The following is a 26,932-nucleotide window of genomic DNA, read 5'->3' as shown; positions in this document are numbered from 1 at the left end:
GTGTGCCACCCTGGCGTTCTAGTTTTAACTGTCTCACCCATTTATCCATAGTGGACTTACCTACGTTCATCGCCTTTGCAGCTTCGATGATGCTATGGTTTTTATCGAGGACTAATTGGGCTGCTTCAAGTTTGAATTCAGCACTAAATGTTTTTCTGGTTGTCGATCTCATGTGTTCACCTAAAGTCATCTACGAGGTAATAATATCACCTCTATTTAGGTGGCCAAAATTAGTGTGCCACTACAAAGAGCTATCCACGGTAGTGTCGATAGCAGATGATTGGTTTCTAGAGAGGGCGATGTTTCAAGACGCTGCGAATTTATCAGCATCTGACTCCCAGCATAAAATGGTCGTTAAGGAGCTTAAGTGTGTCACCGGCACATAACTAGTCGGTCAACCGGCCGCCAAAAGCGTGGCGCTTTTGGTGCCCTCCGCTGCCCTCCTACGCTGGTTGCCATCAGCGTTAGGCCGCAATGTCGCTCTGAAATTTTGGTATAAAATTATATGAAAAATTATTTTGAGAGTCCGTTTAAGGGTAAACCTCTCACTGAACAGATTAAGAACCCGAATATCAAGGTAGGTCGTTATAGCTACTATTCAGGCTATTACCATGGACATTCATTTGATGAATGCGCCCGCTACCTCCTGCCAGATCGCGATGACGTTGATAAATTAATTATTGGAAGCTTTTGCTCCATAGGAACAGGCTCATCCTTTATCATGGCTGGCAATCAAGGGCACCGGCATGATTGGGTTACATCATTCCCTTTCTTCTACATGAATGAAGAGCCTGCATTTTCGGAATCAGCTGATGCTTTCCTAAGTGCAGGTGATACCGTTATAGGAAACGACGTGTGGATCGGTTCGGAGGCAATGATTATGCCCGGAGTAAAGGTCGGTCATGGAGCAGTGATTGGTAGCCGGGCTTTGGTGACCAAAGATGTAGAGCCTTACGCGATTGTTGGCGGAAACCCGGCAAAAGCGATAAGAAAGCGGTTCTCAGAACATCAAATTTCAATGTTACTGGAGATGCAGTGGTGGGATTGGCCGTTGGAGCAAATTAAAGAAGCAATGCCTTTTTTGTGTTCGTCTGACATCGAAGGCCTTTACCGTATTTGGCAACGTTCAAGTGCCTAAAGAACGGCCGTTGTCACCCCTTCGGTGCTGGGAAGGCTTTCTGCCGCTTCGCGACTACAAGTCCGCCCCAAGGCCGGGTGTTAGTTTTCGTAGAGATGGAGCTTTGTAGATGTTTAAGAAATTTATTTTTTTGTTAGTTATGATTGCGTCTCTTACTGGTTGTAGTGCTACAGGCCCCAAATTTACTCAAACGGAAGCGCCTGAGGTAAATAAAGCTAAAGTGTATTTTTATCGTCCTTGGGCCATGCTGGATGGCGCCGCTGCTCCTATGGTACAGATAAATGGGGTAGATGGTTTTGAAATCAGTAATGGCGGCTTTCATATATTGGACCTTAATCCAGGCAATACGATAATCGCAGTTAAAGAGGGCGGTATTATGTCCAACTGGCGTGCAGGACCATTGCAAATCTCTTTCGATGCTCAAGCCAATAACACTTATTTTGTTCGCTTAACTGCAGAGCTTGCTAACTCAGCTTATCTTGGGGGGGTAGCCAGTATTTCTGGTAATTACTCGCTTGGATTGGTTAATCCAGAAACTGCAACGCAAGAGTTGCGTGAAACGAAAAATAACTAACAAGGCAAGTCAGCATCGCACCTTAGGTGCTGGACTCGCTTACGCTCGCCGCTTGCGGCGTTAGGTAGACAAGGATAACTCAGAGTGTACCTCAAGTATTTCATCATAATTACCTTATCCCTCTTCACTATGGGTTGCCAATCTACCCCAAAAGGCGGAGCCATTCCCATTGAGTCCGCCAAAGAAATAAAACTAGATGTTTTGAATATCAAATGGAGTGATCTTAGCTTAGCTCCAGGCGATAGAAGAATTGAAGATACAGGTTTTGTAGTCGCTAATTGGTCTGAGTCTTCTGATGATATTGGTCTATATTTAGGCATTTTAGGCGTATTAGCATCTGATTTATTAAATGAAAAAAACTTAGAAGGGCGCTTGGAAACTGAGCTAAAAGAAAATTTTGATTTGGCTAGAATTCTATTGGATTCGTTAAATTCACACTCTGAGTTAATATCAGAAATAAAGTCAATTCACTTAAACTCTAATATAAAAAATCAAGTAATAACACTTGAGCCATGGTGCATTATATTTTCCAATGAAAAAGGTCTGATTTTTGTTCCTCAGCTCAAAGCCACATTAAAATCTGAGTCCGGAAATGCAATTTGGGAAGGCAATTATGGACCAATGAGCAAAAGCAAGCCATTTGCTCTTAAAAACTCAATGACGAGCGAAAATATAGCTTTATTAAAAGCCAGACTAATTAAAGTCTATGGAGAAATTACAAACCAATTGACTGCTAATATCCAAGGTCAAACTAATTATGTAAGTAAAGATGAACATCAAAAGCTTACTGATGAGCTTATGAATAACTTGGAAATCCAGCTTGATGAAAATCTACTTAACAAGCAAATTTATAAGGAATAAAACATATGGGCTTTCGCTCCGATCAAGTTTAGCCCACATGTTTTAGCCCATTATTTGGACGTTAGGTGTCAGAACTATGAAAGTACTTTTTCTATTATTGAGCATGCTTTACCCAGCCTTATGTTTGGAGAGTGACACAATGTGGGATGTCTACATTCAAAAAGATGAATGGGCAGTACTTACAAAAAAACCTTCAGGTGAGTATTCTTTACCACTTGCTATAAACTCAATACCTAAAGGTGTCTGGATCGAGCATTTTAGGTTTTTTCCAACAGAAAAAGACGAGAAGATGCAGGCTGAGCTGCACAAATATTTAGAGGCGAAATATCCACGCTTACAAGCCGAGGCATTAGCCTCTGCTGGGAATATGCATAATCCAAAAATCATAGCTCTGCGAGATGCATTTAAGGAAGCGATACTAGCAACCTCAATGGTTAAAAGTCTAAATTCTGCGTTAACAGATGGCTCAAGATGCGAGCGTATTACCTCAACGAGTTTTGAAAAGTTTCATATTCAAACAAAGACAACAGGGCAACCAATTTACGGCGCAATGGTATGGCTCACTACAGAAAAATGCACCGAGCAACCCTAATACTTCAGTTTGGTTCGAAGCTTCGTTCATGCGGTCTAGATAATCCCTAGATCTCCTTAAAAAGTTGGGAGCACTCAAATCCATGCAGCAGCAACCCTAAAGGAGTATGCAACGGCGCGCTTTTGTTGCTTTTGTGTTAATGCTTGAAGGGTGTAAAGGGTAGGGCAAAAGGTGAGTTTTTTGGCAGTTCTGGGTGAATTGATGGCGCCTAAATGGATCCTTCTATTCGGCTCACTGTTTCGGTCGCGGCCTCATCCTGCGAAGGCGTTATCCGCTCCCCGTTTGTAGTCATCGAAAGCAGGTGAACTGGGATGATCTGCACACTGTTTCTGGGTGATTGAACGCGTTTTTAGGCTCATGCTGCCTTAATCTGAATTGTTATTTATATGTTTCTATTCAATGGGTGTTGTTCAGTGTGTTGCACCAATATGGTTCAACCGTTTTTCGATGTGCCTAGATAATCCCTAGATAGCCTCAAAAAGTTGGGAGCACTCTAGCCCATGCAGCAGTAAGGCTACAGATGAGTCATTGCATCAACCCTAGTGGAGGATGCAATAGTGTGCATTTGTTGCTTTTGTGTTAATTGTTGGCGATAGGGTGAAGAGGGTAAAAGCCAAGGTTTTAGACTGTTTTAGGTGAACAGTAGCTGTCTAGGCCTAGGCTTACTTTAGCCGAGTGCCAGGCTCGTTCTCTTTACCTATATTAGTTATCTTGCATGTATAGGAATGGAGCGATGATCATGTGCAATTGTGATGAATTTAGATTTTCAGATGGTCGGATTTTGTGTCTCGCCGATGCTCACGGTTTGATTGAAGCCGAACGCGACACCTTATGGTGATGAGAATCACTATCAACTCTATGTAGATGCGAGTCATTATCATCACTGGACCTTCTGGCGCGGTTGATTGCGGGTTCGGTGACACGCAGTGCTTCACTACATATGAGGATTTTAGAGGGCTTGGTTGCTGTTTTATTTGCAGGCTTGTAGGGGGCGTTCATAATTTTGAACGCTATTTATGAGATTGATTTTATTTGCTTATTATTCGTATTTTCTAAGGAGTTCAAAAAATAGGTGTGCTCGGATATACCAACTTCGACAGATCGATTTTGTGATCCTTTGATCTTTGATCTTTGCTTTATGCGCCCTTTTTCTTAGCTTTGTTAGACTTGAGGTAGTAGTTGATCTACGAAATTATAGGCAGCATATGAAGAAATTTTCGATAATCGTATTCATACAAATTTTGGAATATTTTGTTTATTAGGAATGTTACAGGCATCAGTGGAAGAACTTAAGTGTGGAGGCTCACAATCGAAATCCCACGGGCTAGCTATCCATTGCTTCTGGCTCACAATAACTGCAAATAAAAAACGCCATACCTGTAACCCTGCCGCCCGTATTTAATCGCATTGACTGGGCCTTCACTATCATTAGGTTGAAGCTGTGATTTGTTTAACAGTACTATCGCAACAACCTTTGTTAACTCAACAAACTGGACTGCAGAACATTATGAAAAATAACCAACCGGCTCAACCCTCACGCCGGACAATCCTGAAACAAACACTTGCTGTCTCGGCCCTTTCGGTAACAGGGCTGGCGGCCTTATCTGTGCCCTCTATCTCTTTTGCGGCATCCCTCAGTAAAGAAGAACGTGATGGCATGACACCTGAGGCTGTGATTGAACATTTTAAGCAGGGCAATCTGCGCTTCCGGGAGAATCGCACGGCGAAACATGATTATTTGGCGCAGAAACGCAACAGTATTACGGGTCAGTATCCTGCTGCAGTGATCCTTAGCTGCATTGACTCACGTGCGCTAGCGGAAATTGTGCTGGATGCGGGGATCGGCGAAACGTTCAATTCCCGTGTTGCGGGTAATATCAGTAATCGCGATATATTGGGCAGTATGGAATTCGCCTGTGCTCTTGCTGGTGCGAAATTGGTGCTGGTTATGGGGCATACCCGCTGTGGTGCGATACGTGGCGCTATTGATAATGCAGAACTAGGCAACCTGACGGGCCTGCTGAATGAAATTAAACCTGCTATTGAAAAAACCGAGTACACCGGAGAGCGTAAAGGGAGTAATTACGATTTTGTCGATGCTGTGGCAAGGAAAAATGTTGAACTGACTATCGAGAATATCCGCAAAAACAGCCCGGTACTGAAACAGCTGGAAGACCAGAATAAAATTAAAATCGTTGGTAGTATGTATCACCTTACTGGCGGTAAGATTGAGTTTTTCGAGGTATAACGGCAACATAAGTCCCTAGCCCTAAAAGTCTGCCTCGCACTCTACTAAGAGATTATTAAATTTTATCTCTGATGCTAATGTATGTTTTGAGTATACCTAAAGCATACATCCAAATGAGGCGGTTTTTCTGTCTCATTCGGATGTTATGTTTTCCTCATATAAAGCCTAACGAGACATTTTTAATAACAATGGCCTTTTACGGTTATGCTCGGGTTTGAAGCAAAGATCAGGAGCTCGCCTTGCTGACGCAAACTCTGCGCGACAGAACACTATTGTGAACTGAACACTGCATTGAAATTAAGCACTACCAATAAAGCTGACCGTCATCTGTCTATCACTTAATGTGAGCTCAGTAAGATTTTATTGTCACTTAATCTGAGCCGAAGATTGTGCTAATTGCGAGCACAAGGGATTTCGATTGTGAGCCGTTACACCTAGGATTTGTTATTTACTTGTAGAGTTTATGAGCACTGATGGTTGGTCTGAGCTTAATTTAGAATTAGAACACTCTGCTAAAGTAATCAGAAGTATTGAGCCGGAAGTTCTTAAGCACTTGTCATACACACCACTTTTTAATAGATAAACATAATTAGACAACATTTTTTGCAATTAAAAATAGTATTGAATTTAGAAGTGATTTTGTTGTTTAGCAGCTGTGATATTGGAAGGTTCTTAAACGAAATTTGTACATATATTTATTATAAATTAATGGTTAATCTTACATGTTTCCGTAGTCGTGCTAAAATATTGACCCAGCTTTATCATCTTTCATCTTCATTTATTTTCGTTCTCTAAAGCATTTAACTTCATGTTATCAGTAGTTAAATTGCTTTAATTGGATTCGTTGTCATTCACATCAATTTAGTATGCAGCTCTTCGATGTGAGTACATAATCTGTATATATTGGGTTCTGCGTCAGATTAGCTAAAATCACATGTATACAGGGTAATTAAAATGTCTTTATATGACAATTGGTTACGTGCAATAAACGGCAAACCATATTTAGAGAAACCAGAGCTTGCAGACCGCGACGGCTTAAGCGTTCGTATTACCCCTGCAGGGACTATAACATGGCAGTATCGATTTAGGATTGATAATCCATCAGGGTACTTAACCTTTGGTCTCTACCCGGATTTAGGACTTGCTGACGCACGTAAGCTGGTCCCTGCGTGACTAAATTCATGGGTAAATATTATAGATCCCCATACGTTTTGGAAACCGCTTAACACATTCGAAGGCCGATCAGTTCTGCTTTACTCGAGATATTATAAGAACAGTGGAACTTATATCACTCGCCATGGCGCTTTCCCACGGCAAGCGACCGGGTAATGTTGCTTTCATTAATGAGCTGGTCCGCGATATTAAACCAAGACTGGCATATCCACGATTTTAGACGGACATTATCGACCAGAATGTCGGTGGCTGGGGGATTTATAGCGTTACTGTGAGTATGGGATAAGTTCAGCAACCATGATAAATAGCGTTCCAAATTAGTTAATGTACATAACTTAACTTAACTATTATGTTGCTGCTGACATTCATGACACCAACCCGCTAATTCAAGCTGTGGGCTCGATAAGGTAAATTCTGCTTGGCTAACATTCAACTGTAACTGTTCAACAAGAGCAGTGGGCAATGCTATCTCCGTGACTTTTTGACAAGTATTACAAATTAAAAATTGATTGTGAATGTGATGATCGCATACATGATGGCAGGCAATATACTTATTCACCGTTAATAACTTATGCACTAATTGTTCCTGTACTAAGAAATCCAACATGCGATAGATAGACATTATGGGTAAACTCTCGCCCAAACTTTGTTTTAACACATCGGCAATTTCATAGGCAGACAAAGGAATATCATGATCCTGTAATACGATAAGTACTTTTTTGCGCTTACTGGTAAGATTGATGCCTTTTTCTTCACACTTTTTCACTGCTTCACGCAGTAAATCAAGATTTTTTCCTGTCATAGAACTGCCAATTTTTTTGAAATGATCATACTTGCACAGTTTACCTGATCTACCCCTTCTAATGACAATCTTTGTTAGCAATCATCAATCACCATACCGAGTGCTGTTCTGATTGCCATTTACAATCAGTAACTTAATTTACTTTCATTCATATTGAACTCGACTGATACATTATGATACGTTATAACATATCATTTTTGGCAGTAATTATATGGAGACGACCCACAAAATGAACTTCCACAAATACCTTCTGTTATTAGGTGTTGGCACTTTAGCTGTTTCAGCAGAACCTATTGAACGTATCAATGTCACTGGGCATGCTTTAGAAAAACCACTAAGTCAAAGAATACAAGCCAGTAAAATCGAACTCAGCGGCGATGAACTTAATAATCGTAAAGCCGATACCTTAGGAGAAACTTTAAGCCAATTACCGGGGGTAGACAGTGGTTTTTTTGGTAGCTCATCGGGTAGGCCACAAATCCGTGGGTTTGGTGGAAACAGGGTTAAAATGTTGCTCAATGGAACTCAAGTTGAGGATATGTCGTCGGTGAGTGAGGAGCAATACATCCCCATCGAGCCCTTTCTTGCTGACAGTATCTTGGTCATTAAAGGTCCTACAGCTGTGATTGCCTATGGTGGGCAAGCGATGGCAGGCATTGTTGATCTCCAAGATGGTCGTATTCCATTGAGCCCAATCAATGGGTTTAACAGTCGCGCTGAAGTGAAAGCTGGCTTCAATAGTACAAGTACCGCACTGGCAAAACTTACCGCAGGGAATGAATCTTTTAACTTTGCGCTGAATATGATCAACAAAGACCGTGGTGACTACGATATCCCTGGATATTCTAAAGACAGCGATTGTAAAACGTGGTCAAAAGTCGTAGGTGCTGCACAGTTTGCCGATCTATGCCAAATCAAATATGCGCAACCTGTGTGGCAGATGAACAATCAGTTAAAACGCTATGAAGATGCTACACCTCTAGAACAACAAATTATCACCGACTACTCAATAGACAGTAATGGCACTGTGCTTAACAGCAGCCACCACACATCATCATTCTCGGCAGGCGGAAGCTACACTGGCCAACAACGTCTTTTGGGTTTGGCTTATGGTTATACGGACACTCATCGCGGTATTCCGGGATTCATGCGTCGTGGCAGCAGCGCACCAGTGGATTTTGATCAACGGGGTAATATTCGAATTTTCTCCCGTGGTGATCGCGTAGATATGAAGTATGTCGAAAACTGGGATGACAATTGGATAAAATCATTTAGCCTCGATGGCGCCTATTCGAATCAAGTCGATGATGAGCATATGGCAGAGGTATCCGTCAACCAATTCGAACTTACCTCTTGGGTCATTAGCCCTAAGCTCTATCATAGTTGGACATCAAACTTCGATGGTGTCTTAGGATTGCAGTACGACACTAAAGCCTATAAAGGGGAGGGCTATGACAATTACATGCCTGATGTCGATAGTCAAAACTATGCAGCCTATACGCTACAAACCCTGCACTTTGGTCCGGTTACTTTTGAGTTTGGAGGTCGTTATGATGCGATTAAGCACCAAGTAAACGCAGAGGGGTACAAGGTAGGCCGAGGCTCAGGAGCGAATGTTAAAGATAGAAATTTTTATCTCCAAAGCTACTCAGGATCACTGCAATGGGACATATTGCAAAATTGGTCAACACGAGTCAATTACGTTCATGCCGAGCGTGCTCCTGAAATGAATGAGCTTTACGCCAGTAACCCACACTATGCTCTGTTAATTGAAGAACAGGGCAGCTCAAATCTTAAAAAGGAAATTAATCACTCCTTTGAAATAAATACCACCGCTAAAATCGCCGATTTACAGCTAATGGCAAGTTGGTATCAAAATCAATTCAATGATTTTATTTATCTTGGTAGTACAGGCATCGAGCGTAATGGTACTTATGTTCGTGAATGGCGCCAAGCAGATACAAACAATCAAGGGTTAGAGGTACAAGCTATCTATACCTTCCCGTGGCAAAGGTGGGGAGTTTTTGAGCTTAGCGCATTTACTGACAGAGTGAGAAATACTCCTCGATATCAATACGATGGTAGTTACGACATCTTTAGTACTCGTCCACCTCTCGCTGGTGAGCGGGACGAATACTTTCGCCGCAGGTTAGAAGGCACTTCAATACCTCGAACACCACAATCCAAAACAGGCACTGCACTAAATTGGCAGTATGATGCGCTTACTGTGTCCATCGATTATGTTCGCTATCATTCACAAGGTGACGTTAGCAGATTTGAGAGGCCCTCTGAATCTTATGCTTTGCTCGGAGCCAATATCACTTTAGATCAAGTCATTTCGAAAGTGCCGACTCAAATCTACCTAAGCTTAGATAATCTTACCGATGTAGATGCGCGCCCACATAACAGTTTCCTAAGGCATTTATCCCCTATGCCAGGTCGCTCAGCGGCTATTGGTGTCAGAGTACAATTCTAAAAAAGTTTCCTTCAAGGCTAATGGCCTTGAAGGTTTTCGTTTGATTTCTAGATACCCAAGGCCAAAAATCTAACCTTCTTCAATTCAAGCCGCGACTTGCTGTTTTTTATCCCATTTTCCGAGAGATGCTTTTAAGTCATGACGGACCCAAAGCGTTTATCTGATGAAGCCTATTCAATGATATTTCTTACATAATATGGAAAAGTCATCCATTGGATTGAGTAAGAAATCTTTACCGACAATGGAAGTCATTTCTGATTCAGATATAAAAGGATTGTCAATTTTAAAAACTAATCGTTGATTCAATTTACTTTTTATCAAAAAATCGCAATGGCGTTGATAAAATAACTGGTCAAATTGACCATTATCGATAATTCTCTGGAGACCAATTTGTATTCGCTGAGCTAAGCGAGGTTTGTTAGGTGAAACATAATAATATGTCGCTAGTGGAATATGTAGCATAATGCTTTCATCAACAACGAGATCTGGATATTGTTGATTAAACTGCTCAACCTCTTGAAAGACTTCATTCACTCCGCGGCCAAATGTTATAAACCGTCCTTTTGATAACATATTAAATAAACTGTCATATTGATTGCTTTCTATAATCTTAAATCCTGCTTGTTGCATGGCAACTTTAGTTGACCATTGGCTACCTGAACCAGTATCAAGAGCAGTTAACTGCGCTAGCGAGGTGATTTGGGCTAACCTAGGTACATTTTCCTTTTTAATAATAAAAATTCTAAATCCCTGAATGCCTTTTCTAATAGGAATTTTTATTGGAATAAGCTGTTTATTCCACTGTAGGTTAGAGGCTTCTGCAATAACATTGATGGTTTCACCCTCTTGTAATGCTCTGAAGATACGATTTCGACTCATTATTAGATCTGATACTTGCAGTGATGCTTCACCAAAATCGGCTTTGGTTGCATCAATAACTAATTGTAAAAGGTCATAAGTATACTGATATCTGTGATCAAGCTTGGATTCTGACTGATTGATAATGAATTGATCATTAGCATAAGTGACGGGTATGTTTGCCAAGACCCACAGGGAAAGAATACAAAAAATAATGCCCAGTCGCTGTAAATTATCCATCAATAAACTCATTGCTAGAGGTTGAAATTGATTCGGTGTGCTTATTTTAGCAGTAGCCTAGATGGCTTGCGGGATAAAGAAACAGATGATAAGCGTAAATGATACATTTTTTTAGTTTGGGTTTATGTGAGTTGTAAATCAATTTAGACAGCCCAACGGTGTTGGCACTGGGTGCGAGTGGCTCGCAGAATATTTTAAAGTCCTTATGTTGTTTGGCCATAGTATTTTTAATATGGCTTTACGTTATATATGCATAAACGTGTTTGTAGTCTGGCAACGATTTTGGGGTAGTTTGAAGGTCGTGTTTATTGCGTTAATCATTTATGAGTACGTGCTTTGAGCGTTTAACCAGCGCTGGCGCATGCTCCACGTTTTTACTGTGCTATCACTTTGGCTCTACTGCTGATGTTAAACATATAAATTGACCACTCAAGACCCAGAGAGGACATCAATGAACTCGGATAAAATTTTAGAATCTGCACAAGCAACCTTGTCTGGATTAATACCATTTCCTCAAATTGTCGGCAATCTTATTGCTGAAGGTGTCGAGTATTACTATGTAGACTATGCCTCGAAGTCATTTACTTTCTATAGCGCAGCAGGTACTACAGTGCAATCACCTTTCTCATTTGAGGGACTTCCATTAATTGCTGAAAATTTTAATGTGATTGAACTCAGAGCTGCCATCTTGGATAGTCAGCAGCATGGGCAAATATTTCGGCTTTTCTGCCAGCGCGCTATGAATGCAGGAGTTCAAGGTTATTTCGTGTTTTTGCGAGGTAAACGTGTAACCTATTTTGGCCGTCAAGGTGACCAGCATACCGAATGGTTTTCTGGCGCTAAGCCGAGCGATGCCTAATAACGCTGACTAGGTTCGTCACTTTCTGGGTCGGGTGCATCGTGAGTTTTACATTGGGTGAATGGTTACGTGAAGTTCATTGTATACGTCACTTACATCTTCCTGTGCTTAACGTTATAGATCACTGGAGGCATAAATATGCTACCACGCAATGTCACTACTATTTCTCGAATGCCGATTTACGGCATCATGAAGATTAAGTCATATCTTGCGATGGTAATGGTTTACGGGGTGATTTTAATTGGTATTGGACGGTACAATTGCGGTTAAATAGGAGAATAATGTCTTATGTACCATCAATTTCTAAATGAACCTATGGTGCTTGATATTGAAAAGGCATCAATACTCACATTACGGCTACCCGACGATGTGAGTGATTTTATTGTGTCACAGGCGATCAATGCCCCTTTACTAGAGATTATCGTCATAGCTGAAGCCGGAATTCAGCAAAATATAGTCATCCGCTTCCAGCCGTTTATGGGTCTTAAGGTCGAATCGTTACCGCAAAGCCCTCAGGCTTTCAATACACCAATAACCCGCAGCCTTGGGCAAGGTTTTAGGCTTTATACACGGATGGGAACAGCTGCGAAATTTTGTGCGGCAGAATTGAGGCGAGGTGTATCTTTTACCTTAGATACGACTCGTCATTTAGGTGCAGATAATGACTTAACTTTTGCCTTACAAGCCAATTCAAAGTTTGAGTTAGTTCCCTTAGAAGCGGATTTACGGGTTTTGCATGAGCCCAAAGCGTTAATGGTTGCTAAAGCACTGTTAGCAAGGCACTACGACTATGCCGCATCATCTGAATCTCTTGCAATTTACATGACCGAAATCGAGCAGGTTAGATTAGAATTGCAGTCGTTTATGCGCGGGGAGCTTGGTCAATGTCACGCCAGCCTTGCTGATGAAGTATTAAGGATCGATCCCTTGCTACTGCAGAAACAACAATGGTTATTTAGAACCTATACCCATATGTTTGAGCGACCAAACCACAGCCGCGCTGCTAATGATGTCGATAACACTGATAAGCTATTAAGAAAATTAGAGTGTTATGAATTACTCGCTTCACCGGAATTGATCCTGATGGTAGACCGATTGATGGAAGACGAAACGTAAACTTTTTTACCCAAATTTAGCTAAATGATAAGAGTCCATTATGCATTATTTATGTCCCCTGTGTGCCGCCCCACTGACGTTAACGGAGCGAACTTGGGGTTGTTCACAGCAACATAAGTTTGATATGGCCAAAGAAGGCTATGTCAACTTATTACCTGTACAGAAGAAAAACTCAAAAGATCCTGGTGATAATAAACAGATGATGTTTGCTCGGCGTGAATTTTTAAACGCGGGTTACTATCAAGGTTTGAGTGATAGAGTGAATGAGCTCGCGCTTGAGTTTAGTGCCGAAGCAAAACAAATCCTCGATATAGGCTGTGGGGAAGGGTACTACAGTCAACGTTTATTCCATGTGTTGAGCCAGCACCATGATTGCAATTTACAAGGTATAGATATTTCTAAGTCTGCAATTAAATATGCAGCTAAACGTTACCCTAATTTGCAATTTTGTGTCGCAAGTGCCTATGAAATGCCAATCGCATCCCAAAGTGTCGATCTTGCCATTCGTATTTATGCCCCTTCAAAAGTAGAAGAGTTACAACGGATTATGGCTGATGGAGGCTTACTGATAACGGTTTCTCCGGGACCTTTACACCATTTTGCGTTGAAACAACAAATTTATGCTGAGCCAAGATTACATCCCGTTTCCACAGCGCATATTGCTGGATTTGAGTGTCTTCATCAGGAACGCTTAATCTCCCAGTTAGAGCTGGCAAATAGTGAACATATCGCTCATTTTTTAGAAATGACGCCCTATGCTTGGAAGTTTACTCATGCCCAAAAGCAAGCATTTGCGTTGCAAGGACTGAACTGTGAATTGGATTTCCAAATTGAAGTGCATCGGATTTCAAAGTAAGCGATAAGATTAAGCTATTGAAATAAATTATTTAAAATGCTTAACTGTACTTGCTAAACAGCATGAACCTAGTGTTCTGCTAGCCGGTTGCAAAACCGTAAAGTAGATTTAGGCAAAATAAATAATCCAAAGTGTCGCAGTGTGTTGACTTATCTTTAGAATGGTTTATAGTCTTATCAGCTTGAAGGTTGGGCTTATATTTATGTGTTCAATACGACCAGTTCGTCCTGTAAACATAAGTAATACCGGCATTTTCCAGCTCCACCCGCCGTTAAGGCTTTAATTTTTTATTTACAGGATTTATATTATGTCTCAAGTTACTGGTGTTGTTAAGTGGTTCAACTCTGACAAAGGTTTCGGATTCATTGAGCAAGAATCTGGTCCAGATGTATTCGTACACTTCCGTGCGATCAACTCTGACGGTTTCAAAACTCTTGATGAAGGCCAAAAAGTGTCTTTCACTGTGACTCAAGGTCAAAAAGGTCCACAAGCTGAAAACGTAACTATCATTGGTTAATTTTCAGTGCTGTTAGCCTGGAGCTGATAGCAATGGATTAAAGGGCTGTGGTTAATTCCGTGGCTCTTTTTATTTGTGCGAAAATAAAATTTCATTTAGTTTAGATTGTTGAATCCAGTATAAGCGACGAGATCCACTTAACATGTCGCATTAATTTAATGCTTAAATCTGAAGTTAATCCTCTAATATTTCTCTGTTAGAATCCAATTCTGATATCTCCAAGATTTTCAATAAAACCATTTGATACACTCTCCTTATTTTTACTCCTGTAACATTCAATTCCATTATATGTTAACTCTTAACTCTTAACTCTTAACTCTTAACTCTTAACTCTTAACTCTTAACTCTTAACGCTTACTCTTATCGAGTTTATTTTTTGCGTAATCTTATATTCAATGTCGAACGCGAATGTGTCTAATCATTCATTTGTTGTAAATCAGTGACTTCAGATATTGCCGAATATGATTGGTGCACTTGCATTTCTTGCACTTAGTTATCCTACATATACTAAGCTGCACCTAAGGCTGAAAGCCTTGTAGTAAAGAGTTAAGGCTGGCAAAGCATTTAGTGCTTGATATTAAAGAACACTAGCTTATTTATGATGTAGTTTGGAGCCGACCAAAAAACGAATATGGCTATTGAGATGCCTTGCATTTCGTACATTTAAGTATTTCCGACAGAAGCTTTAGGCTGCTAATCCAACTTAATTATCGGCTACTTTATAGCGGAATAATGCTTTCCCTCGACTAGTTTTCCTAACTTATAAAGGAGGGGTCTACAGTTAGCACTAAATGGATTAAGAGCCCTTTCTACTGGCGGGTATTGGCCTGATATTTTGTTAGCATGTTTATTGCTTCTAATGTGACGTTAGTGACAACGCAAGAATACTTAAAGTTGAGAACTATATACCGAGGATCTTTTGATGGGTTATGTTATTCAAGGGACTACGATTAAGCCGAAAAATGGATAGAGCTAAATTTAAATATTGTGGAGTATTACAGTATAAATAAAAAAGCCATGCAATTGCATGGCTTTTCTGGTTTAGCTTAAGTGATTATGGACGCGCCATATCCGACTCTGCACCATTAGCGAGTTTGATTTTGGCAGTAGACTCTTCGTTCGCAGTATTCTCATACTCTCGTCCTTTAGGGACTGCCACTTGTTCTCTCACCTCAACGACAGGCTTGGTCATATCCGAAGACACCATAGAGCCAAAGCGGCTGGCGGCTTTCGGCTTGCTGACAACAACTGCATCCGTGATTTGCGGTGTTGTTGGAGCTGTTTGTACTGTGGCTTGAGGCTTAGCGATAGCAGCCGGTCTGGCCATTGGCGCAGAGGCTGTTGCTTTCACGGCTTCTTTTACTTCAGCGCTCGGTGCAACACTTGGCTCGACAAGTGTTTCGGTTTTAGCTGCTTCAGCTTTGGGTACTGCTACTGATTTAGTCACTGAGCTTTCAACTGATGGGACTGCAACGACTACGGCTTCAGCAGTAACGCTGGTCACCTGAGTTTCAACGATTGACGCAAGGTCAACTTTTACGTCAGCAGCCTTTGGCTCTTCCGCTTTCGTTTCAGTGGTTTTAGTCACAACAGGTTTAGTTTCAACTTGCTGAGTTTCAACTGCTGCAACGTCATTTGCTTGAGGCTGAGGCTCAACTTTTGCTTCTACTTTAACAACAGCAGGAGCTTCAACAGCTGGAGTTGAACTTGTTTCAGCTATTTCGACGTCAGCAGTTTTAACGGCCGGTTCAGTTACCGCTGTTGTTTGAGTTGTAACAACAGGAGTTTCCACTCGAACACTGACGATTTCGCTTGGGTACTCTTGGTCAGCACCTAATTCGTCATTAGGAACGAATTGCGCTGGCGTTGATGTACCTTGGTCATCTTCGTCGCGACGACGACGTTGACCCGCTGCACGAAGGTGGCGAGGGCTACGACGGCTACGACGTTGACCATCTCTTTGCTCGCGTTTTGATTGATCATCAGCATTTTCGTTGTCAGCATCAACTTCGCTATCTTGCGATACAGCATCCGCTGCTACAGTATGAGCTGTTGTGTCAACCAAGGTGTTTTCAGCTACGTTAACAGCATCAACCGCAGGTGTTTCCACTACAGTAGAAATTACAGTTGTCTCTTCTAGCACAATATTTTCTTGCGCTTCTTGAGCGGGAGCAGCTTCCTTACGAGGCTGGCGACGTGTTCTTGGTGCTTTAGTTTCTACTGGCGTTTGTGCAATGACTTCAGCTTTGGCATTAACACTGATAGTACTTGCCGCTGCGGCGTTAAGGGCTGCAATTTCCGCTAACACTTCTGCGGCATCTTCAGGTGCAATTGGGATCGCATTATCTGGCGTATTATGGCCATTATCGATACGCACCTTACGACGCATGTTACGGCGCTGACGACGCTCACGGGCGACTTCTTGCTTAGGGGCATCATCTGCTTCAATGTCGGCAACAACATCTTTTGGCGCTTGTACGCGTGGCTTCGGTTCAGCTTTAGCTGGACGTTTAGCCGCTTCTTCTTTTTCGCGTACTGGACGTTCTTGTGTGCTGACTGCTGCATCAGTCGGCTTTTTTGGGTTGCGGCTACGCGGCTCACGAGTGCCTTCTTTTGCTTTGTCGGCATCTTGGGCATTGCGTGGGCGGCGAGTGTCATTACGACGGTTACGGCGATTTGCGTTAGCCGCACTGGTATCAGTTGCTTTAGTTTCAACAACTTTTACGGGTTCAGCTTTTTCACTTGGCGCAAACATGGCACTGATTGCACTCACAAGCTTGCTGAAGAAGCCTGGTTGTGGCGCTTCAACTTTCACCGTTGGTGATGGGGCTTGTTCTACTTTTTGTGGCGCTGCAAAACCTTTTAATGCCGGAATAGGCGCCGTAGTACGTTCCAGTTTGCGTGGCTCATACAATTTGGCTTCAGGATGCTCTATACGCTTATAGCTTGATTCACTGATTTCATCATCACTACGGTGACGGATCACGCGGTAATCAGGCGTCATCATGTGTGCGTCAGGTATCACATACACTTCGACATCGTGACGCTGTTCTGTGATGCGAATGGCTTTGCGTTTCTCGTTTAACAAAAAAGCTGCAACATCCACAGGCACAATCGCTTCGATTTGTGAGGTGTTTTCTTTGATGGCTTCTTCTTCCATCAAACGTAAAATTGACAGTGCTAAAGACTCGGTACTGCGAATCGTGCCTTGGCCATGACAGCGAGGGCAGATATGCGCTGCAGATTCTTCTAAAGAGGGGCGCAGACGTTGACGCGACATTTCCATCAAACCGAAACGAGAAATGCGACCTAACTGCACGCGAGCACGATCATGGTGAACAGCATCACGTAAGCGGTTTTCAACTTCACGCTGATGGCGCACAGGCGTCATATCAATAAAGTCGATAACCACTAAGCCACCTAAGTCGCGGAGGCGCAATTGGCGGGCAATTTCATCGGCGGCTTCGAGGTTAGTGTTCAGTGCTGTTTCTTCAATATCGCCGCCTTTAGTGGCACGGGCAGAGTTGATATCGATTGAGGTTAATGCTTCAGTTGGGTCGATAACAATTGAACCGCCAGATGGCAGACGCACTTCGCGTTGGAAGGCAGATTCAATTTGTGATTCGATTTGGAAGTGAGTGAATAATGGCACTTCAGCTTCGTACAGTTTTACGCGCTCAACGAAATCAGGGCGAACTAAGGCGATATGTTGCTTCGCTTCTTCAAAAATACGTGGATGATCGATGAGAATTTCGCCCACGTCACGGCGTAAATAGTCACGAATAGCGCGAACTATCACATTGCTTTCTTGGTGAATTAAGAAAGGTGCGCCTTTAACTTGTGAAGCTTCGGTGATCGCCGCCCAGTGGTGTTGTAGAACTTTTAAGTCCCACTTTAACTCGGCAGATTCTTTGCCTACACCCGCAGTACGCACGATAAGACCCATGCCCGCAGGCACTTCTAAGTCAGCCATCGCTTCTTTTAGCTCAGTGCGTTCATCACCTTCGATACGACGAGAAATCCCGCCAGCACGTGGGTTGTTTGGCATTAATACTAAGTAAGAGCCTGCAAGGCTGATGAAGGTCGTTAAGGCTGCACCTTTATTGCCGCGTTCTTCTTTGTCAATTTGGACAATAACTTCCTGTCCTTCACTGACCACTTCTTTGATATTTGGGCGACCTTGGAACGAATATCCCTTCGGGAAATATTCTCTAGCGATTTCTTTCAGTGGCAAAAAGCCGTGACGATCGGCACCGTAGTCGACGAAAGCGGCTTCTAAAGACGGTTCTACTCGGGTAATTTTACCTTTGTAAATGTTTGATTTTTTTTGCTCATGACCTGGGCTTTCAATGTCTAGATCATACAGTTGTTGCCCATCAACAAGGGCAACACGCAACTCTTCTGATTGAGTTGCATTGATTAACATACGTTTCATGATGACGTCATTCTTCTTTAAATAGAGGTCATCAAACATCGCGCTTCGCTGCATTACGGGCCTAGCAGTAGGTCAACTGAGCCTCACGGCTGGTGGCTAGGCAAGAGGTGCGCATTACTGTTAGACGCAGTCGCTGCGTGTCGCATCCTATTTATGGCTTATTTTTTAATGATTACAAAAACAAGGAATTCGTTGTAAAACATCAACCAACCCCATAAATTCTTTAGTTTCGTTCCGGTAATGCCCAAGTCGAATCGGTTTGTCTGACGACAAGTTAAAATATCCTTCGAAATCGGGGAGGAAAACCTAGGGTAAACCTTATTAAAGTAAGGTGACTTTCTCGATTTAATCGTAAAAAACGCATTTGTGGTATTTTTACTCTATATACGATTTGCAAATCAATGATTTGCTATCAAGAAAATCTTTTTTTATCCGTTAAATTTTCCGCTTGGGATCAGGGCGTTGTGAACACTTTATTCACGGCTTATCCCTAATCGCTGGTGAAATATAGCAATAATCAAAAAATTCAGCAATGGAAAGGCACAATTCTTCTCAGTTGTTGTACAATGGCGACCGTTATAATTAGATGGCGCATCATGAATATAGAATCCACCCCACAACAGGTTCAGTTGATCACGATTGATGAAGATCACTTCGAACAGCGTATCGATAACTACTTAATGACCAAGCTGAAGGGCGTGCCGAAAAGCATGATCTATCGCATTGTCCGCAAGGGCGAGGTTCGAGTGAATAAGAAACGCATCAAACCCGAGTACAAGTTGCAGATTGGCGACATAGTACGTATTCCGCCAGTCCGCGTGGCAGAGCCGGATAACCGTACCGCACCATCGGCGAACTTAAGTAAAGTCTCGCAACTCGAAGATCGTATTTTGCATGAAGACAATCATTTGATCGTGCTGAATAAACCTGCTGGCATTGCCGTGCATGGTGGTAGTGGAGTCGATTACGGTGTGATTGAAGCATTGCGTTCACTGCGTCCTCAACAAAAGTTTTTAGAGCTAGTACATCGTCTCGATAAAGATACTTCGGGCGTGTTGTTGGTGGCGAAAAAGCGTAGCGCGCTTAAACATCTGCATGATCAGCTTCGGTATAAAAAGATGCAGAAAGACTATTTGGCCTTAGTTAAAGGTGAATGGTCTGCTCAAGATAAAGCCGTTAAACAGCCTTTATTGAAAATCACCCTCAAATCCGGTGAGCGCATTGTGCGTGTTAATGCTGAGGGTAAACCTTCAGAAACGCGCTTTAAAATTATGCAGCGTTACCAAGGTTGTACTTTAGTGAAGGCAAGCCCTGTCACTGGACGTACTCATCAAATTCGGGTGCATTGTCAATTTGCCGGTCATCCAATCGCCTGTGATGATAAGTACAGCGAGCAAGGATTTGACGATAGCATGCGTGCATTAGGCTTAACTCGACTCTTTTTACATGCCGCTGAATTGATGTTCATTCATCCAGAAAATGATGAAGTGATGCGGGTTTCAGCGCCTTTAGATGAAAATTTGTCGCAATTACTCGATAAGTTAAAGCGTGCGTAATCGACGGGGATAGGTTTCAAGGATGAAGATAAAGCAATACGATTTAGTGATTTTCGATTGGGATGGCACTCTGATGGATTCCATCGGTAAAATTATCACTTGTATTGAAAATATGGCTAAGGCATTGCAGTTACCTATCCCAACTGAAAGTGACATTCGCGATATTATTGGTCTTTCTATGACAGAAGCGCTGCGAGTCCTGTTCCCACAGGGACTTAATTGCAGCGCTTCTTCTGCCAATTCTCAGCATCAGCAGCATTCTAATAATGCATTCAGCCAAGGCGAAAATGATCAATATCAGCAAATGCGCGCTGAGTTTAAAGCACAGTATTTGCATTTAGACACCACGCCAACTCCCTTGTTTGTACAAACTCCAGCGTTAATTGATGACTTGCATAGTCAAGGCTATAAGTTAGCCGTCGCAACCGGTAAAGCCCGTGCGGGACTTGATCGCGTCTTTGAGCAAACAGGCTTAGGTCGATACTTTGTTGCGTCACGCTGCGCCGATGAAGTGCACAGCAAACCCCATCCTGAAATGATCTCAAGCTTGCTGAAAGAATTGAATATTGCCCCGAACCGAGCCTTAATGGTGGGTGATTCTCTGCTGGATTTAACCATGGCGGCCAATGCAGGGATTGATAGCGTTGGTGTGACCTATGGCGCTCACAGTGCCGAAAAGTTGCTGCGGGCAAAACCTATCGCCTTGATTGATTCACCAAAGCAATTACTGCAATACCTCTAACACTGCTATTTAATACTGAAGCGGCAATACATGCCGCTGCGCATGAGACTTCCTTATCACTTTTATTTACGTCTCATCTTCTCGTCGATGAAACGACTCAGTAGCTCGGTATTTTTGATGCGCGTCATCGATTCAATAAACTGAGCAAATAGAGCAAAGCCTTGGTAAACGTTTAAGCGAGAACGTCTACACCTTGGGCTAACAGCATTTCCGTCAGTAATATCAGTGGTAAGCCAACTAAGGTATTGGGATCGCGCCCTTCGAGCTCTGTAAATAACGCGATACCTAAACCTTCGCTCTTAAAACTGCCCGCGCAATAATAAGGCTCTTCTTTTTCAATGTAAGCCACAATCTGCGCATGGCTAAGGTGCCTAAAATGAACCGTGAAGGGTTCAACCTCGGCGGCCATAGCGCCAGTTTTGGCATTATAGAGTGCAAGACCAGTATAAAAGGTGATGGCCTTGCCTGAGGCTTGAGTGAGCTGCGCGACGGCATTATTAAAATGATGGGGTTTACCGATAATCTTGCCATCAATGACGGCAACTTGATCGGAGCCAATAATCAGACCATCGGGGAATTGTTCTGCTCCCGCGACGGCTTTTGCTTTGGCTAATCGCAGCACTAAAGCATGGGCCGATTCTTCGAGATACGCCGTTTCGTCAATATTAGGATTGCAGCATTCGAAGGGTAACCCGAGTTTTTGCAGTAAAGATTGTCGATATACAGACGTCGAAGCTAAGATTAATGGGGTTGGCATAATGAGATATCCGCAAAAGAGTGACTCATATTGTGACCAATCAATGCGGGAGAGTGCAAGAGTTTCGTCTTTTACGGTTTCTTTTCAATGAATGCGACTATTTTAGGCGGCTTGCGCTTGTATGCGGCCCCATGCTTGGGTACTATTTCGCTTCCGTCAATTTCAATGTTGGGGCAGGGGAAAGGCTTAAGTCGCAAACTGGGACTTAAGTTAGTATTTTTTCTTTGACTCTAGCGTTTTCAAACTATAATATGCGCGCCTTATGCAAACAGTAAAGATACCGGTTTCAATTGATCCATTTCGCGCCGCCTCGAGTCGCCTAGTTTATCAGGGCGTTGTTCCTGGTGTGCAACTGAAAAGATTAACTGAGTTATGTGCCGGCGACTGTTCCGATGTGGCAGTGTCGCTTGAATGTGGCGTAGATTTACAGGGGATAGTCTACCTGAAAGGGAAGGCTGTGACGGAGCTCACTCTGATATGTCAACGTTGCATGACACTATTTACCACTGAGGTTACGGTCGAGTTTTGTTTTGGTCCATGTCGGACTAAAGCAGAAATCGATGAGCTCCCGGATGCGTATGACCCAATTGAGTGCAATGAAATTGGCGAAGTGCGTCTACATCAATTGATCGAAGATGAATTGATAGTCGCTATGCCGATAATCCCAATGCATCAAGAAATTGATTGCAGTGCAGGATCTAAAGACATGGTTGTAGGCGAGATAGAACCCGCTCAAGAGGAGCGTCCAAATCCGTTTGCAGTGTTAGAAAAACTGAAGAGCAAGTAATCGAGGAGACAGGCCAATGGCTGTACAACAGAACAAAAAATCACGTTCAAAGCGCGGAATGCGCCGTTCACATGACGCACTGAGCACTGCTCAGCTGTCTGTAGACGCTACCAGCGGTGAAATCCATATGCGTCACAATGTGACTGCAGATGGCTTCTATCGCGGTAAAAAGGTAATCAACAAGTAATTTGTTGGTTTCCTAATGACGAATCTGACGCTTGCGTTAGATGCAATGGGTGGTGATCATGGCCCCCACGTCACGGTGCCTGCAGCCTTGCGGGCACTACAATTACATTCTTTTCTTAAAATCATTTTAGTCGGTGACAAGACTGAAATTGATGTCTATCTACGTCAAGCCGAAGCGAGTTTACTTTCGCGCATAGAAATCATTCATACCGATGAAGTCGTTAGTATGTCCGATAGGCCTGTGCATGCCTTGCGTACACGTAAAAACAGTTCCATGCGATTGGCTATTGAGTTAGTGCGTGACGACCGCGCACAAGCGTGTGTGAGTGCCGGTAACACTGGGGCGCTGATGGCAATGGCGAAAGTATTGCTGAAGACCTTGCCTGGTGTTGATCGACCTGCATTAGTCAGTTGTTTACCTGCGGTGACTCAAAAACCGGTTTATTTGTTGGATTTGGGCGCGAATATTTCCTGTGACTCGGAAACCTTATTTCAATTTGCCGTGATGGGCTCAGTCCTGTGCGAAGCGGTAGATAAGAAATCTCGGCCAAAAGTCGCCTTGCTCAATGTGGGCGTTGAAGAAATTAAAGGCAATGACCAAGTTCAGCAAGCCGCGCAGTTGCTGCAACACACAGAACAAATCAATTACACAGGTTTTATCGAAGGGGATGAAATCTATTCCGGTAATGTGGATGTGATTGTTTGTGATGGGTTTGTGGGTAACATCACGCTCAAGACCTCAGAAGGTATTGCCAAGTTATTGGTACATCAGTTAAAACGGGGACTAACCCAAGGTTTATTCGTTCGTTTTCTGGCTAAACTTATCGCCCCACGTATTCAGGCGGTGCTTAGTCAGATGAACCCCGACCACTATAACGGTGCAAGTCTGATAGGATTGCGCGGAATAGTTGTAAAAAGCCATGGAAACGCGGATGAAACTGCCTATTTACAAGCAATTAGTTTGGCAGTAACGGAAGCTCAACGTCGACTCCCTGAAATGATAAAAGATCGTTTGGAGTCGATTCTTTTAGATATAAATAACTGATCCCTCCTTATGCATACAAAAATTCTCGGAACTGGTAGTTATCTACCAGTGCAGGTGCGTAGCAATCAAGATTTGGAAAAAATGGTGGAAACCACTGACCAATGGATTGTTGAACGTACAGGTATATCAGAACGTCGCATTGCGGCTTTCGATGAAACCGTTTCAACTATGGGCTACCAAGCGGCATTAAAAGCGCTAGAAATGGCTGGCATAGAAGCATCAGATTTAGACATGATCGTCTGCGGCACCACCAGTGCTCCCAATGCTTTTCCGGCTGCGGCCTGTGAAATTCAAGCCATGCTTGGCGTGCATACCATTCCAGCTTTTGATATCGCAGCGGCGTGTTCAGGCTTTGTTTATGCTTTATCTGTTGCCGATCAATTTGTAAAAACGGGCGCGGCTAAAAAAGTATTAGTGATTGGTGCCGATGTACTGTCTCGCTTATGTGAGCCAGAAGATCGTTCAACGATTATTCTATTTGGTGATGGTGCGGGCGCGGTTGTGATAGGTGCATCCGAAACGCCAGGGATCATTTCGACCCACATTTATGCCGACGGTCGCCAAGGTGACTTATTGAAATGCGCTTTCCCACCACGTAAAGGCGAAACCTCTGAAGCGGTTGGTTTTATGACCATGAAAGGCAACGATGTCTTTAAAGTGGCTGTGACTCAATTGTCCCATGTCGTGACTGAGACGTTACGCATTAACAATATCGATAAGTCAGAAATTGACTGGTTAGTGCCACATCAAGCCAACTTCCGAATTATCAATGCTACCGCTAAAAAGCTCGATATGAGCCTTGATAAAGTCGTATTGACCTTAGCTAAACACGGTAATACTTCTGCCGCGTCTGTGCCCATTGCATTGGATGAAGCCGTACGTGATGGCCGTATTCAGCGCGGACAACTACTGCTGCTTGAGGCCTTTGGTGCTGGATTTGCGTGGGGCAGTGCGCTCATTCGTTTCTAAGTTCTACATGTGTGTTCCACATGATTTTTCAATAAATTAAGTTAGCCATAGGTAATTTGAATATGGAAAATGTTGCTTTTGTATTTCCGGGCCAAGGTTCACAAGCCCTAGGCATGTTAGCCGAGCTTGCCGAATCTCATGCTGTTGTTGGACAGACCTTTGCTGAGGCGAGTGACGTCTTAGGTTATGATCTGTGGGCATTGGTTCAGCAAGGTCCTGTTGAAAGCTTAAATGAAACCGATAAAACTCAACCAGCCCTATTAGCGGCGAGCGTGGCGATTTGGCGTACCTACGTGGCTTCAGGCAAACCTATGCCAGCTATACTCGCGGGTCACAGTTTAGGCGAGTATTCTGCTTTAGTTTGCGCGGGTGTGATGGATTTTAAAGACGCGATTAAGTTGGTGGAATTACGTGGTCAACTGATGCAGCAAGCGGTTCCCGCTGGCACGGGTGCTATGTATGCGATTATCGGTTTGGACAACGAGAGTATCGCTAATGCCTGCGCCGAAGCGGCTCAAGGTGACGTGGTGAGTCCAGTTAACTTTAACAGTCCTGGTCAAGTGGTCATTGCAGGTCAAAAAGACGCAGTTGAGCGCGCTGCAGCAGCTTGTAAAGCAGCGGGCGCTAAAATGGCGGTGGCTTTACCTGTCAGCGTGCCATCACACTGTGCATTAATGAAACCTGCGGCGGATAAACTGGCCGTGGCATTAAACGATGTACAGTTTAATACCCCAACAATTACAGTGATAAATAACGTTGATGTGGCATCACCCACCTCTGCTGATGACATTAAAGATGCGTTAGTGCGTCAGTTATATTGTCCTGTCCGCTGGAGCGAAACTGTTGAGCTAATGGCCCAAAAAGGCATTACCCAACTGGTGGAATGTGGTCCAGGTAAAGTATTGACAGGATTAGCAAAACGAATTAATAAATCACTATCAGCCCAAGCGGTTAATGATGTTGCTTCATTAGCAGCATTAACTGAGTAAGGAGTTTATATGAGTTTCAACCTGAATTTAACAGGCAAAGTGGCTTTGGTGACCGGTGCGAGCCGCGGTATTGGCCGTGCGATCGCTGAGACACTGGTCGAAGCGGGCGCCGTGGTTATTGGAACCGCAACCAGTGAGAAGGGCGCTGCGGCGATCCAAGAATATCTGGGTGACAAAGGTTTTGGTTTAGTGCTTAATGTCACAGATAGTGAATCTGTTACACATTTATTCGCCTCGATCAAAGAAAAAGCCGATGATGTTGATATTCTAGTCAACAACGCGGGTATAACCCGTGATAATCTGCTGATGCGGATGAAAGATGATGAATGGCAGGATATTATCGACACCAACCTGACATCGTTATTTAGACTGTCAAAACCTGTGATGCGTACCATGATGAAAAAGCGCTTTGGCCGAATCATCAATATCGGTTCAGTGGTAGGCACCATGGGCAATGCAGGTCAAGTTAACTACTCGGCAGCAAAAGCGGGTTTGATTGGATTTACAAAATCTCTTGCAAGAGAGGTTGCATCTCGTCAAATTACAGTTAATGCTATCGCTCCTGGATTTATCCAGACCGATATGACAGATGAGCTGACCGAAGAGCAGCAAAAAGCTATCATGTCACAGGTTCCGATGGAACGATTAGGGCAAGCGCAAGAAATTGCCAATGCAGTGCTCTTTTTGGCCTCGGACTCAGCCGCTTACATCACAGGCGAAACTTTGCATGTGAATGGCGGCATGTACATGGTTTAAGGGCGAATGGCAGGGATTTCTGTCGCAACTGAGTAGTGATCTGTATCAATTGATAGTGAAATTTCGTGGTTAGACCACGAAAACTAAGCTTGCATTGTCAGCCAAATCTAATAAACTACTCGCAATCTTACGCAAGTGCGTAATTTGAATAGGAAAGAAAACTAATGAGCAACATCGAAGAACGTGTAAAGAAAATCATTGTAGAGCAACTGGGCGTTAAAGAAGAAGACGTTAAGCCAGCGGCATCTTTCGTTGACGATCTGGGTGCAGATTCTCTGGACACTGTTGAGTTGGTTATGGCTCTGGAAGAAGAGTTTGATACCGAGATCCCTGATGAAGAAGCTGAAAAGATCACTACTGTTCAAGCAGCGATCGACTACGTTTCTAAGAATCAGTAATT

The 26,932-nt window shown here is 43.1% G+C and carries 25 protein-coding genes; 20 read left to right on the top strand and 5 right to left on the bottom strand.

From position 1 onward, the window contains the following. On the bottom strand, window positions 1–172 hold a 172-nt coding region (locus L5M28_RS12105), incomplete at its 3' end, for a transposase (RefSeq protein ID WP_263148087.1). Between the two features lie 333 nt (window positions 173–505). Here L5M28_RS12105 and catB point away from each other — a divergent pair. The 6 genes from catB to L5M28_RS12075 all read left to right on the top strand — a co-directional run bounded on the left by catB (window position 506) and on the right by L5M28_RS12075 (window position 6,586). Next, the gene (catB, locus tag L5M28_RS12100) at window positions 506–1,138 is read left to right on the top strand and encodes a type B chloramphenicol O-acetyltransferase (protein WP_198572235.1); all 633 of its coding nucleotides are present in this window, start codon (window positions 506–508) and stop codon (window positions 1,136–1,138) included. 109 nt (window positions 1,139–1,247) lie between these two features. After that, window positions 1,248–1,712 carry a DUF2846 domain-containing protein gene (locus tag L5M28_RS12095; RefSeq protein WP_198572236.1) on the top strand — a complete coding sequence of 155 codons (465 nt, stop codon included), beginning with the start codon at window positions 1,248–1,250 and terminating at the stop codon, window positions 1,710–1,712. Between the two features lie 84 nt (window positions 1,713–1,796). Continuing rightward, entirely contained in the window at window positions 1,797–2,573 is a 777-nt protein-coding gene (locus L5M28_RS12090; RefSeq protein ID WP_263196008.1) for a hypothetical protein, read from the top strand. A gap of 76 nt (window positions 2,574–2,649) precedes the next feature. Beyond that, window positions 2,650–3,165 (top strand): hypothetical protein, encoded by a 516-nt coding sequence (locus tag L5M28_RS12085; protein ID WP_263196009.1) that lies wholly within the window; start codon window positions 2,650–2,652, stop codon window positions 3,163–3,165. 1,507 nt (window positions 3,166–4,672) lie between these two features. Continuing rightward, window positions 4,673–5,413, top strand: a complete 741-nt coding sequence (locus L5M28_RS12080) for a carbonic anhydrase (protein ID WP_263196010.1) — start codon at window positions 4,673–4,675, stop codon at window positions 5,411–5,413. 954 nt (window positions 5,414–6,367) lie between these two features. Then, the gene (locus L5M28_RS12075; RefSeq protein WP_263196012.1) at window positions 6,368–6,586 is read left to right on the top strand and encodes an Arm DNA-binding domain-containing protein; all 219 of its coding nucleotides are present in this window, start codon (window positions 6,368–6,370) and stop codon (window positions 6,584–6,586) included. 340 nt (window positions 6,587–6,926) lie between these two features. On the opposite strand, the gene L5M28_RS12070 is transcribed toward L5M28_RS12075, so the two are convergent. Beyond that, a complete protein-coding gene (locus L5M28_RS12070; RefSeq protein ID WP_263196013.1) occupies window positions 6,927–7,388 on the bottom strand; it encodes a Fur family transcriptional regulator in 462 nt (153 codons plus the stop codon). 211 nt (window positions 7,389–7,599) lie between these two features. On the opposite strand from L5M28_RS12070, the gene L5M28_RS12065 reads away from it, so the two are divergent. After that, complete coding sequence (locus tag L5M28_RS12065) at window positions 7,600–9,864, top strand: TonB-dependent receptor (RefSeq protein WP_263196014.1); 2,265 nt, start codon at window positions 7,600–7,602, stop codon at window positions 9,862–9,864. Window positions 9,865–10,038: 174 nt separating this feature from the next. Here the strand turns inward: L5M28_RS12065 and L5M28_RS12060 are convergent, their stop codons facing one another. Then, window positions 10,039–10,962 carry a hypothetical protein gene (locus L5M28_RS12060; RefSeq protein WP_028760379.1) on the bottom strand — a complete coding sequence of 308 codons (924 nt, stop codon included), beginning with the start codon at window positions 10,960–10,962 and terminating at the stop codon, window positions 10,039–10,041. Between the two features lie 451 nt (window positions 10,963–11,413). Here L5M28_RS12060 and L5M28_RS12055 point away from each other — a divergent pair, with 451 nt between their 5' ends. The 4 genes from L5M28_RS12055 to L5M28_RS12040 all read left to right on the top strand — a co-directional run bounded on the left by L5M28_RS12055 (window position 11,414) and on the right by L5M28_RS12040 (window position 14,310). Continuing rightward, window positions 11,414–11,821, top strand: a complete 408-nt coding sequence (locus tag L5M28_RS12055; RefSeq protein ID WP_263203422.1) for a DUF1398 domain-containing protein — start codon at window positions 11,414–11,416, stop codon at window positions 11,819–11,821. Window positions 11,822–12,109: 288 nt separating this feature from the next. Next, entirely contained in the window at window positions 12,110–12,937 is an 828-nt protein-coding gene (locus L5M28_RS12050) for a hypothetical protein (protein WP_263203420.1), read from the top strand. Window positions 12,938–12,977: 40 nt separating this feature from the next. After that, complete coding sequence (rlmA, locus tag L5M28_RS12045) at window positions 12,978–13,793, top strand: 23S rRNA (guanine(745)-N(1))-methyltransferase (RefSeq protein WP_173245473.1); 816 nt, start codon at window positions 12,978–12,980, stop codon at window positions 13,791–13,793. Window positions 13,794–14,100: 307 nt separating this feature from the next. Then, on the top strand, window positions 14,101–14,310 hold the full coding sequence (locus tag L5M28_RS12040; RefSeq protein WP_011789734.1) for a cold-shock protein: 210 nt from the start codon (window positions 14,101–14,103) through the stop codon (window positions 14,308–14,310). Between the two features lie 1,054 nt (window positions 14,311–15,364). On the opposite strand, the gene rne is transcribed toward L5M28_RS12040, so the two are convergent. Then, window positions 15,365–18,799, bottom strand: coding sequence for a ribonuclease E (rne, locus tag L5M28_RS12035; protein WP_263203419.1), 3,435 nt, complete (start codon window positions 18,797–18,799; stop codon window positions 15,365–15,367). Window positions 18,800–19,341: 542 nt separating this feature from the next. Between rne and rluC the strand changes: the two genes are divergently transcribed. Both rluC and L5M28_RS12025 read left to right on the top strand, forming a co-directional pair. Beyond that, window positions 19,342–20,301, top strand: a complete 960-nt coding sequence (rluC, locus tag L5M28_RS12030) for a 23S rRNA pseudouridine(955/2504/2580) synthase RluC (RefSeq protein ID WP_105252860.1) — start codon at window positions 19,342–19,344, stop codon at window positions 20,299–20,301. Between the two features lie 22 nt (window positions 20,302–20,323). Then, window positions 20,324–21,043: an HAD family hydrolase gene (locus tag L5M28_RS12025; RefSeq protein WP_105252859.1), complete on the top strand. Its 720-nt coding sequence runs from the start codon at window positions 20,324–20,326 to the stop codon at window positions 21,041–21,043. Window positions 21,044–21,215: 172 nt separating this feature from the next. On the opposite strand, the gene L5M28_RS12020 is transcribed toward L5M28_RS12025, so the two are convergent. Continuing rightward, the gene (locus L5M28_RS12020) at window positions 21,216–21,800 is read right to left on the bottom strand and encodes a Maf family protein (RefSeq protein ID WP_219234554.1); all 585 of its coding nucleotides are present in this window, start codon (window positions 21,798–21,800) and stop codon (window positions 21,216–21,218) included. 262 nt (window positions 21,801–22,062) lie between these two features. On the opposite strand from L5M28_RS12020, the gene yceD reads away from it, so the two are divergent. The 7 genes from yceD to acpP all read left to right on the top strand — a co-directional run bounded on the left by yceD (window position 22,063) and on the right by acpP (window position 26,930). Further along, window positions 22,063–22,587, top strand: a complete 525-nt coding sequence (gene yceD / locus L5M28_RS12015; protein WP_028760371.1) for a 23S rRNA accumulation protein YceD — start codon at window positions 22,063–22,065, stop codon at window positions 22,585–22,587. A 16-nt stretch (window positions 22,588–22,603) separates the two neighbouring features. Next, on the top strand, window positions 22,604–22,774 hold the full coding sequence (gene rpmF, locus L5M28_RS12010; protein WP_006081226.1) for a 50S ribosomal protein L32: 171 nt from the start codon (window positions 22,604–22,606) through the stop codon (window positions 22,772–22,774). Window positions 22,775–22,789: 15 nt separating this feature from the next. After that, window positions 22,790–23,818, top strand: coding sequence for a phosphate acyltransferase PlsX (gene plsX / locus L5M28_RS12005; RefSeq protein WP_028760370.1), 1,029 nt, complete (start codon window positions 22,790–22,792; stop codon window positions 23,816–23,818). 9 nt (window positions 23,819–23,827) lie between these two features. Then, entirely contained in the window at window positions 23,828–24,787 is a 960-nt protein-coding gene (locus L5M28_RS12000) for a beta-ketoacyl-ACP synthase III (protein ID WP_028760369.1), read from the top strand. Between the two features lie 62 nt (window positions 24,788–24,849). Continuing rightward, window positions 24,850–25,776 carry an ACP S-malonyltransferase gene (gene fabD / locus L5M28_RS11995; RefSeq protein WP_028760368.1) on the top strand — a complete coding sequence of 309 codons (927 nt, stop codon included), beginning with the start codon at window positions 24,850–24,852 and terminating at the stop codon, window positions 25,774–25,776. A 9-nt stretch (window positions 25,777–25,785) separates the two neighbouring features. After that, complete coding sequence (gene fabG, locus L5M28_RS11990) at window positions 25,786–26,532, top strand: 3-oxoacyl-ACP reductase FabG (RefSeq protein ID WP_263203417.1); 747 nt, start codon at window positions 25,786–25,788, stop codon at window positions 26,530–26,532. Between the two features lie 164 nt (window positions 26,533–26,696). Then, a complete protein-coding gene (acpP, locus tag L5M28_RS11985; protein ID WP_006081231.1) occupies window positions 26,697–26,930 on the top strand; it encodes an acyl carrier protein in 234 nt (77 codons plus the stop codon). The last annotated feature ends 2 nt before the right edge of the window (window positions 26,931–26,932 follow it).

Origin of the sequence: Shewanella sp. SW32 (genome assembly GCF_025653365.1) — a bacterium.
GTDB classification, from domain to species: domain Bacteria; phylum Pseudomonadota; class Gammaproteobacteria; order Enterobacterales; family Shewanellaceae; genus Shewanella; species Shewanella oncorhynchi.
The sequence above is the reverse complement of the archived record's forward strand: the minus strand, read 5'-3'. Positions and strand labels throughout refer to the sequence as shown.

Excerpts from the sequence above, each read along its gene's own strand:
- plsX (WP_028760370.1), top strand. The coding sequence starts at position 22,790 with ATGACGAATCTGACGCTTGCGTTAGATGCAATGGGTGGTGATCATGGC.
- L5M28_RS12080 (WP_263196010.1), top strand. The coding sequence starts at position 4,673 with ATGAAAAATAACCAACCGGCTCAACCCTCACGCCGGACAATCCTGAAA.
- L5M28_RS12050 (WP_263203420.1), top strand. The coding sequence starts at position 12,110 with ATGTACCATCAATTTCTAAATGAACCTATGGTGCTTGATATTGAAAAG.
- L5M28_RS12000 (WP_028760369.1), top strand. The coding sequence starts at position 23,828 with ATGCATACAAAAATTCTCGGAACTGGTAGTTATCTACCAGTGCAGGTG.
- L5M28_RS12025 (WP_105252859.1), top strand. The coding sequence starts at position 20,324 with ATGAAGATAAAGCAATACGATTTAGTGATTTTCGATTGGGATGGCACT.
- yceD (WP_028760371.1), top strand. The coding sequence starts at position 22,063 with ATGCAAACAGTAAAGATACCGGTTTCAATTGATCCATTTCGCGCCGCC.
- catB (WP_198572235.1), top strand. The coding sequence starts at position 506 with ATGAAAAATTATTTTGAGAGTCCGTTTAAGGGTAAACCTCTCACTGAA.
- L5M28_RS12065 (WP_263196014.1), top strand. The coding sequence starts at position 7,600 with ATGGAGACGACCCACAAAATGAACTTCCACAAATACCTTCTGTTATTA.
- fabG (WP_263203417.1), top strand. The coding sequence starts at position 25,786 with ATGAGTTTCAACCTGAATTTAACAGGCAAAGTGGCTTTGGTGACCGGT.
- L5M28_RS12075 (WP_263196012.1), top strand. The coding sequence starts at position 6,368 with ATGTCTTTATATGACAATTGGTTACGTGCAATAAACGGCAAACCATAT.
- acpP (WP_006081231.1), top strand. The coding sequence starts at position 26,697 with ATGAGCAACATCGAAGAACGTGTAAAGAAAATCATTGTAGAGCAACTG.
- L5M28_RS12070 (WP_263196013.1), bottom strand. The coding sequence starts at position 7,388 with ATGACAGGAAAAAATCTTGATTTACTGCGTGAAGCAGTGAAAAAGTGT.
- rluC (WP_105252860.1), top strand. The coding sequence starts at position 19,342 with ATGAATATAGAATCCACCCCACAACAGGTTCAGTTGATCACGATTGAT.
- L5M28_RS12085 (WP_263196009.1), top strand. The coding sequence starts at position 2,650 with ATGAAAGTACTTTTTCTATTATTGAGCATGCTTTACCCAGCCTTATGT.
- L5M28_RS12060 (WP_028760379.1), bottom strand. The coding sequence starts at position 10,962 with ATGGATAATTTACAGCGACTGGGCATTATTTTTTGTATTCTTTCCCTG.
- fabD (WP_028760368.1), top strand. The coding sequence starts at position 24,850 with ATGGAAAATGTTGCTTTTGTATTTCCGGGCCAAGGTTCACAAGCCCTA.
- rlmA (WP_173245473.1), top strand. The coding sequence starts at position 12,978 with ATGCATTATTTATGTCCCCTGTGTGCCGCCCCACTGACGTTAACGGAG.
- rpmF (WP_006081226.1), top strand. The coding sequence starts at position 22,604 with ATGGCTGTACAACAGAACAAAAAATCACGTTCAAAGCGCGGAATGCGC.
- L5M28_RS12095 (WP_198572236.1), top strand. The coding sequence starts at position 1,248 with ATGTTTAAGAAATTTATTTTTTTGTTAGTTATGATTGCGTCTCTTACT.
- L5M28_RS12020 (WP_219234554.1), bottom strand. The coding sequence starts at position 21,800 with ATGCCAACCCCATTAATCTTAGCTTCGACGTCTGTATATCGACAATCT.
- L5M28_RS12040 (WP_011789734.1), top strand. The coding sequence starts at position 14,101 with ATGTCTCAAGTTACTGGTGTTGTTAAGTGGTTCAACTCTGACAAAGGT.
- L5M28_RS12055 (WP_263203422.1), top strand. The coding sequence starts at position 11,414 with ATGAACTCGGATAAAATTTTAGAATCTGCACAAGCAACCTTGTCTGGA.
- rne (WP_263203419.1), bottom strand. The coding sequence starts at position 18,799 with ATGCAGCGAAGCGCGATGTTTGATGACCTCTATTTAAAGAAGAATGAC.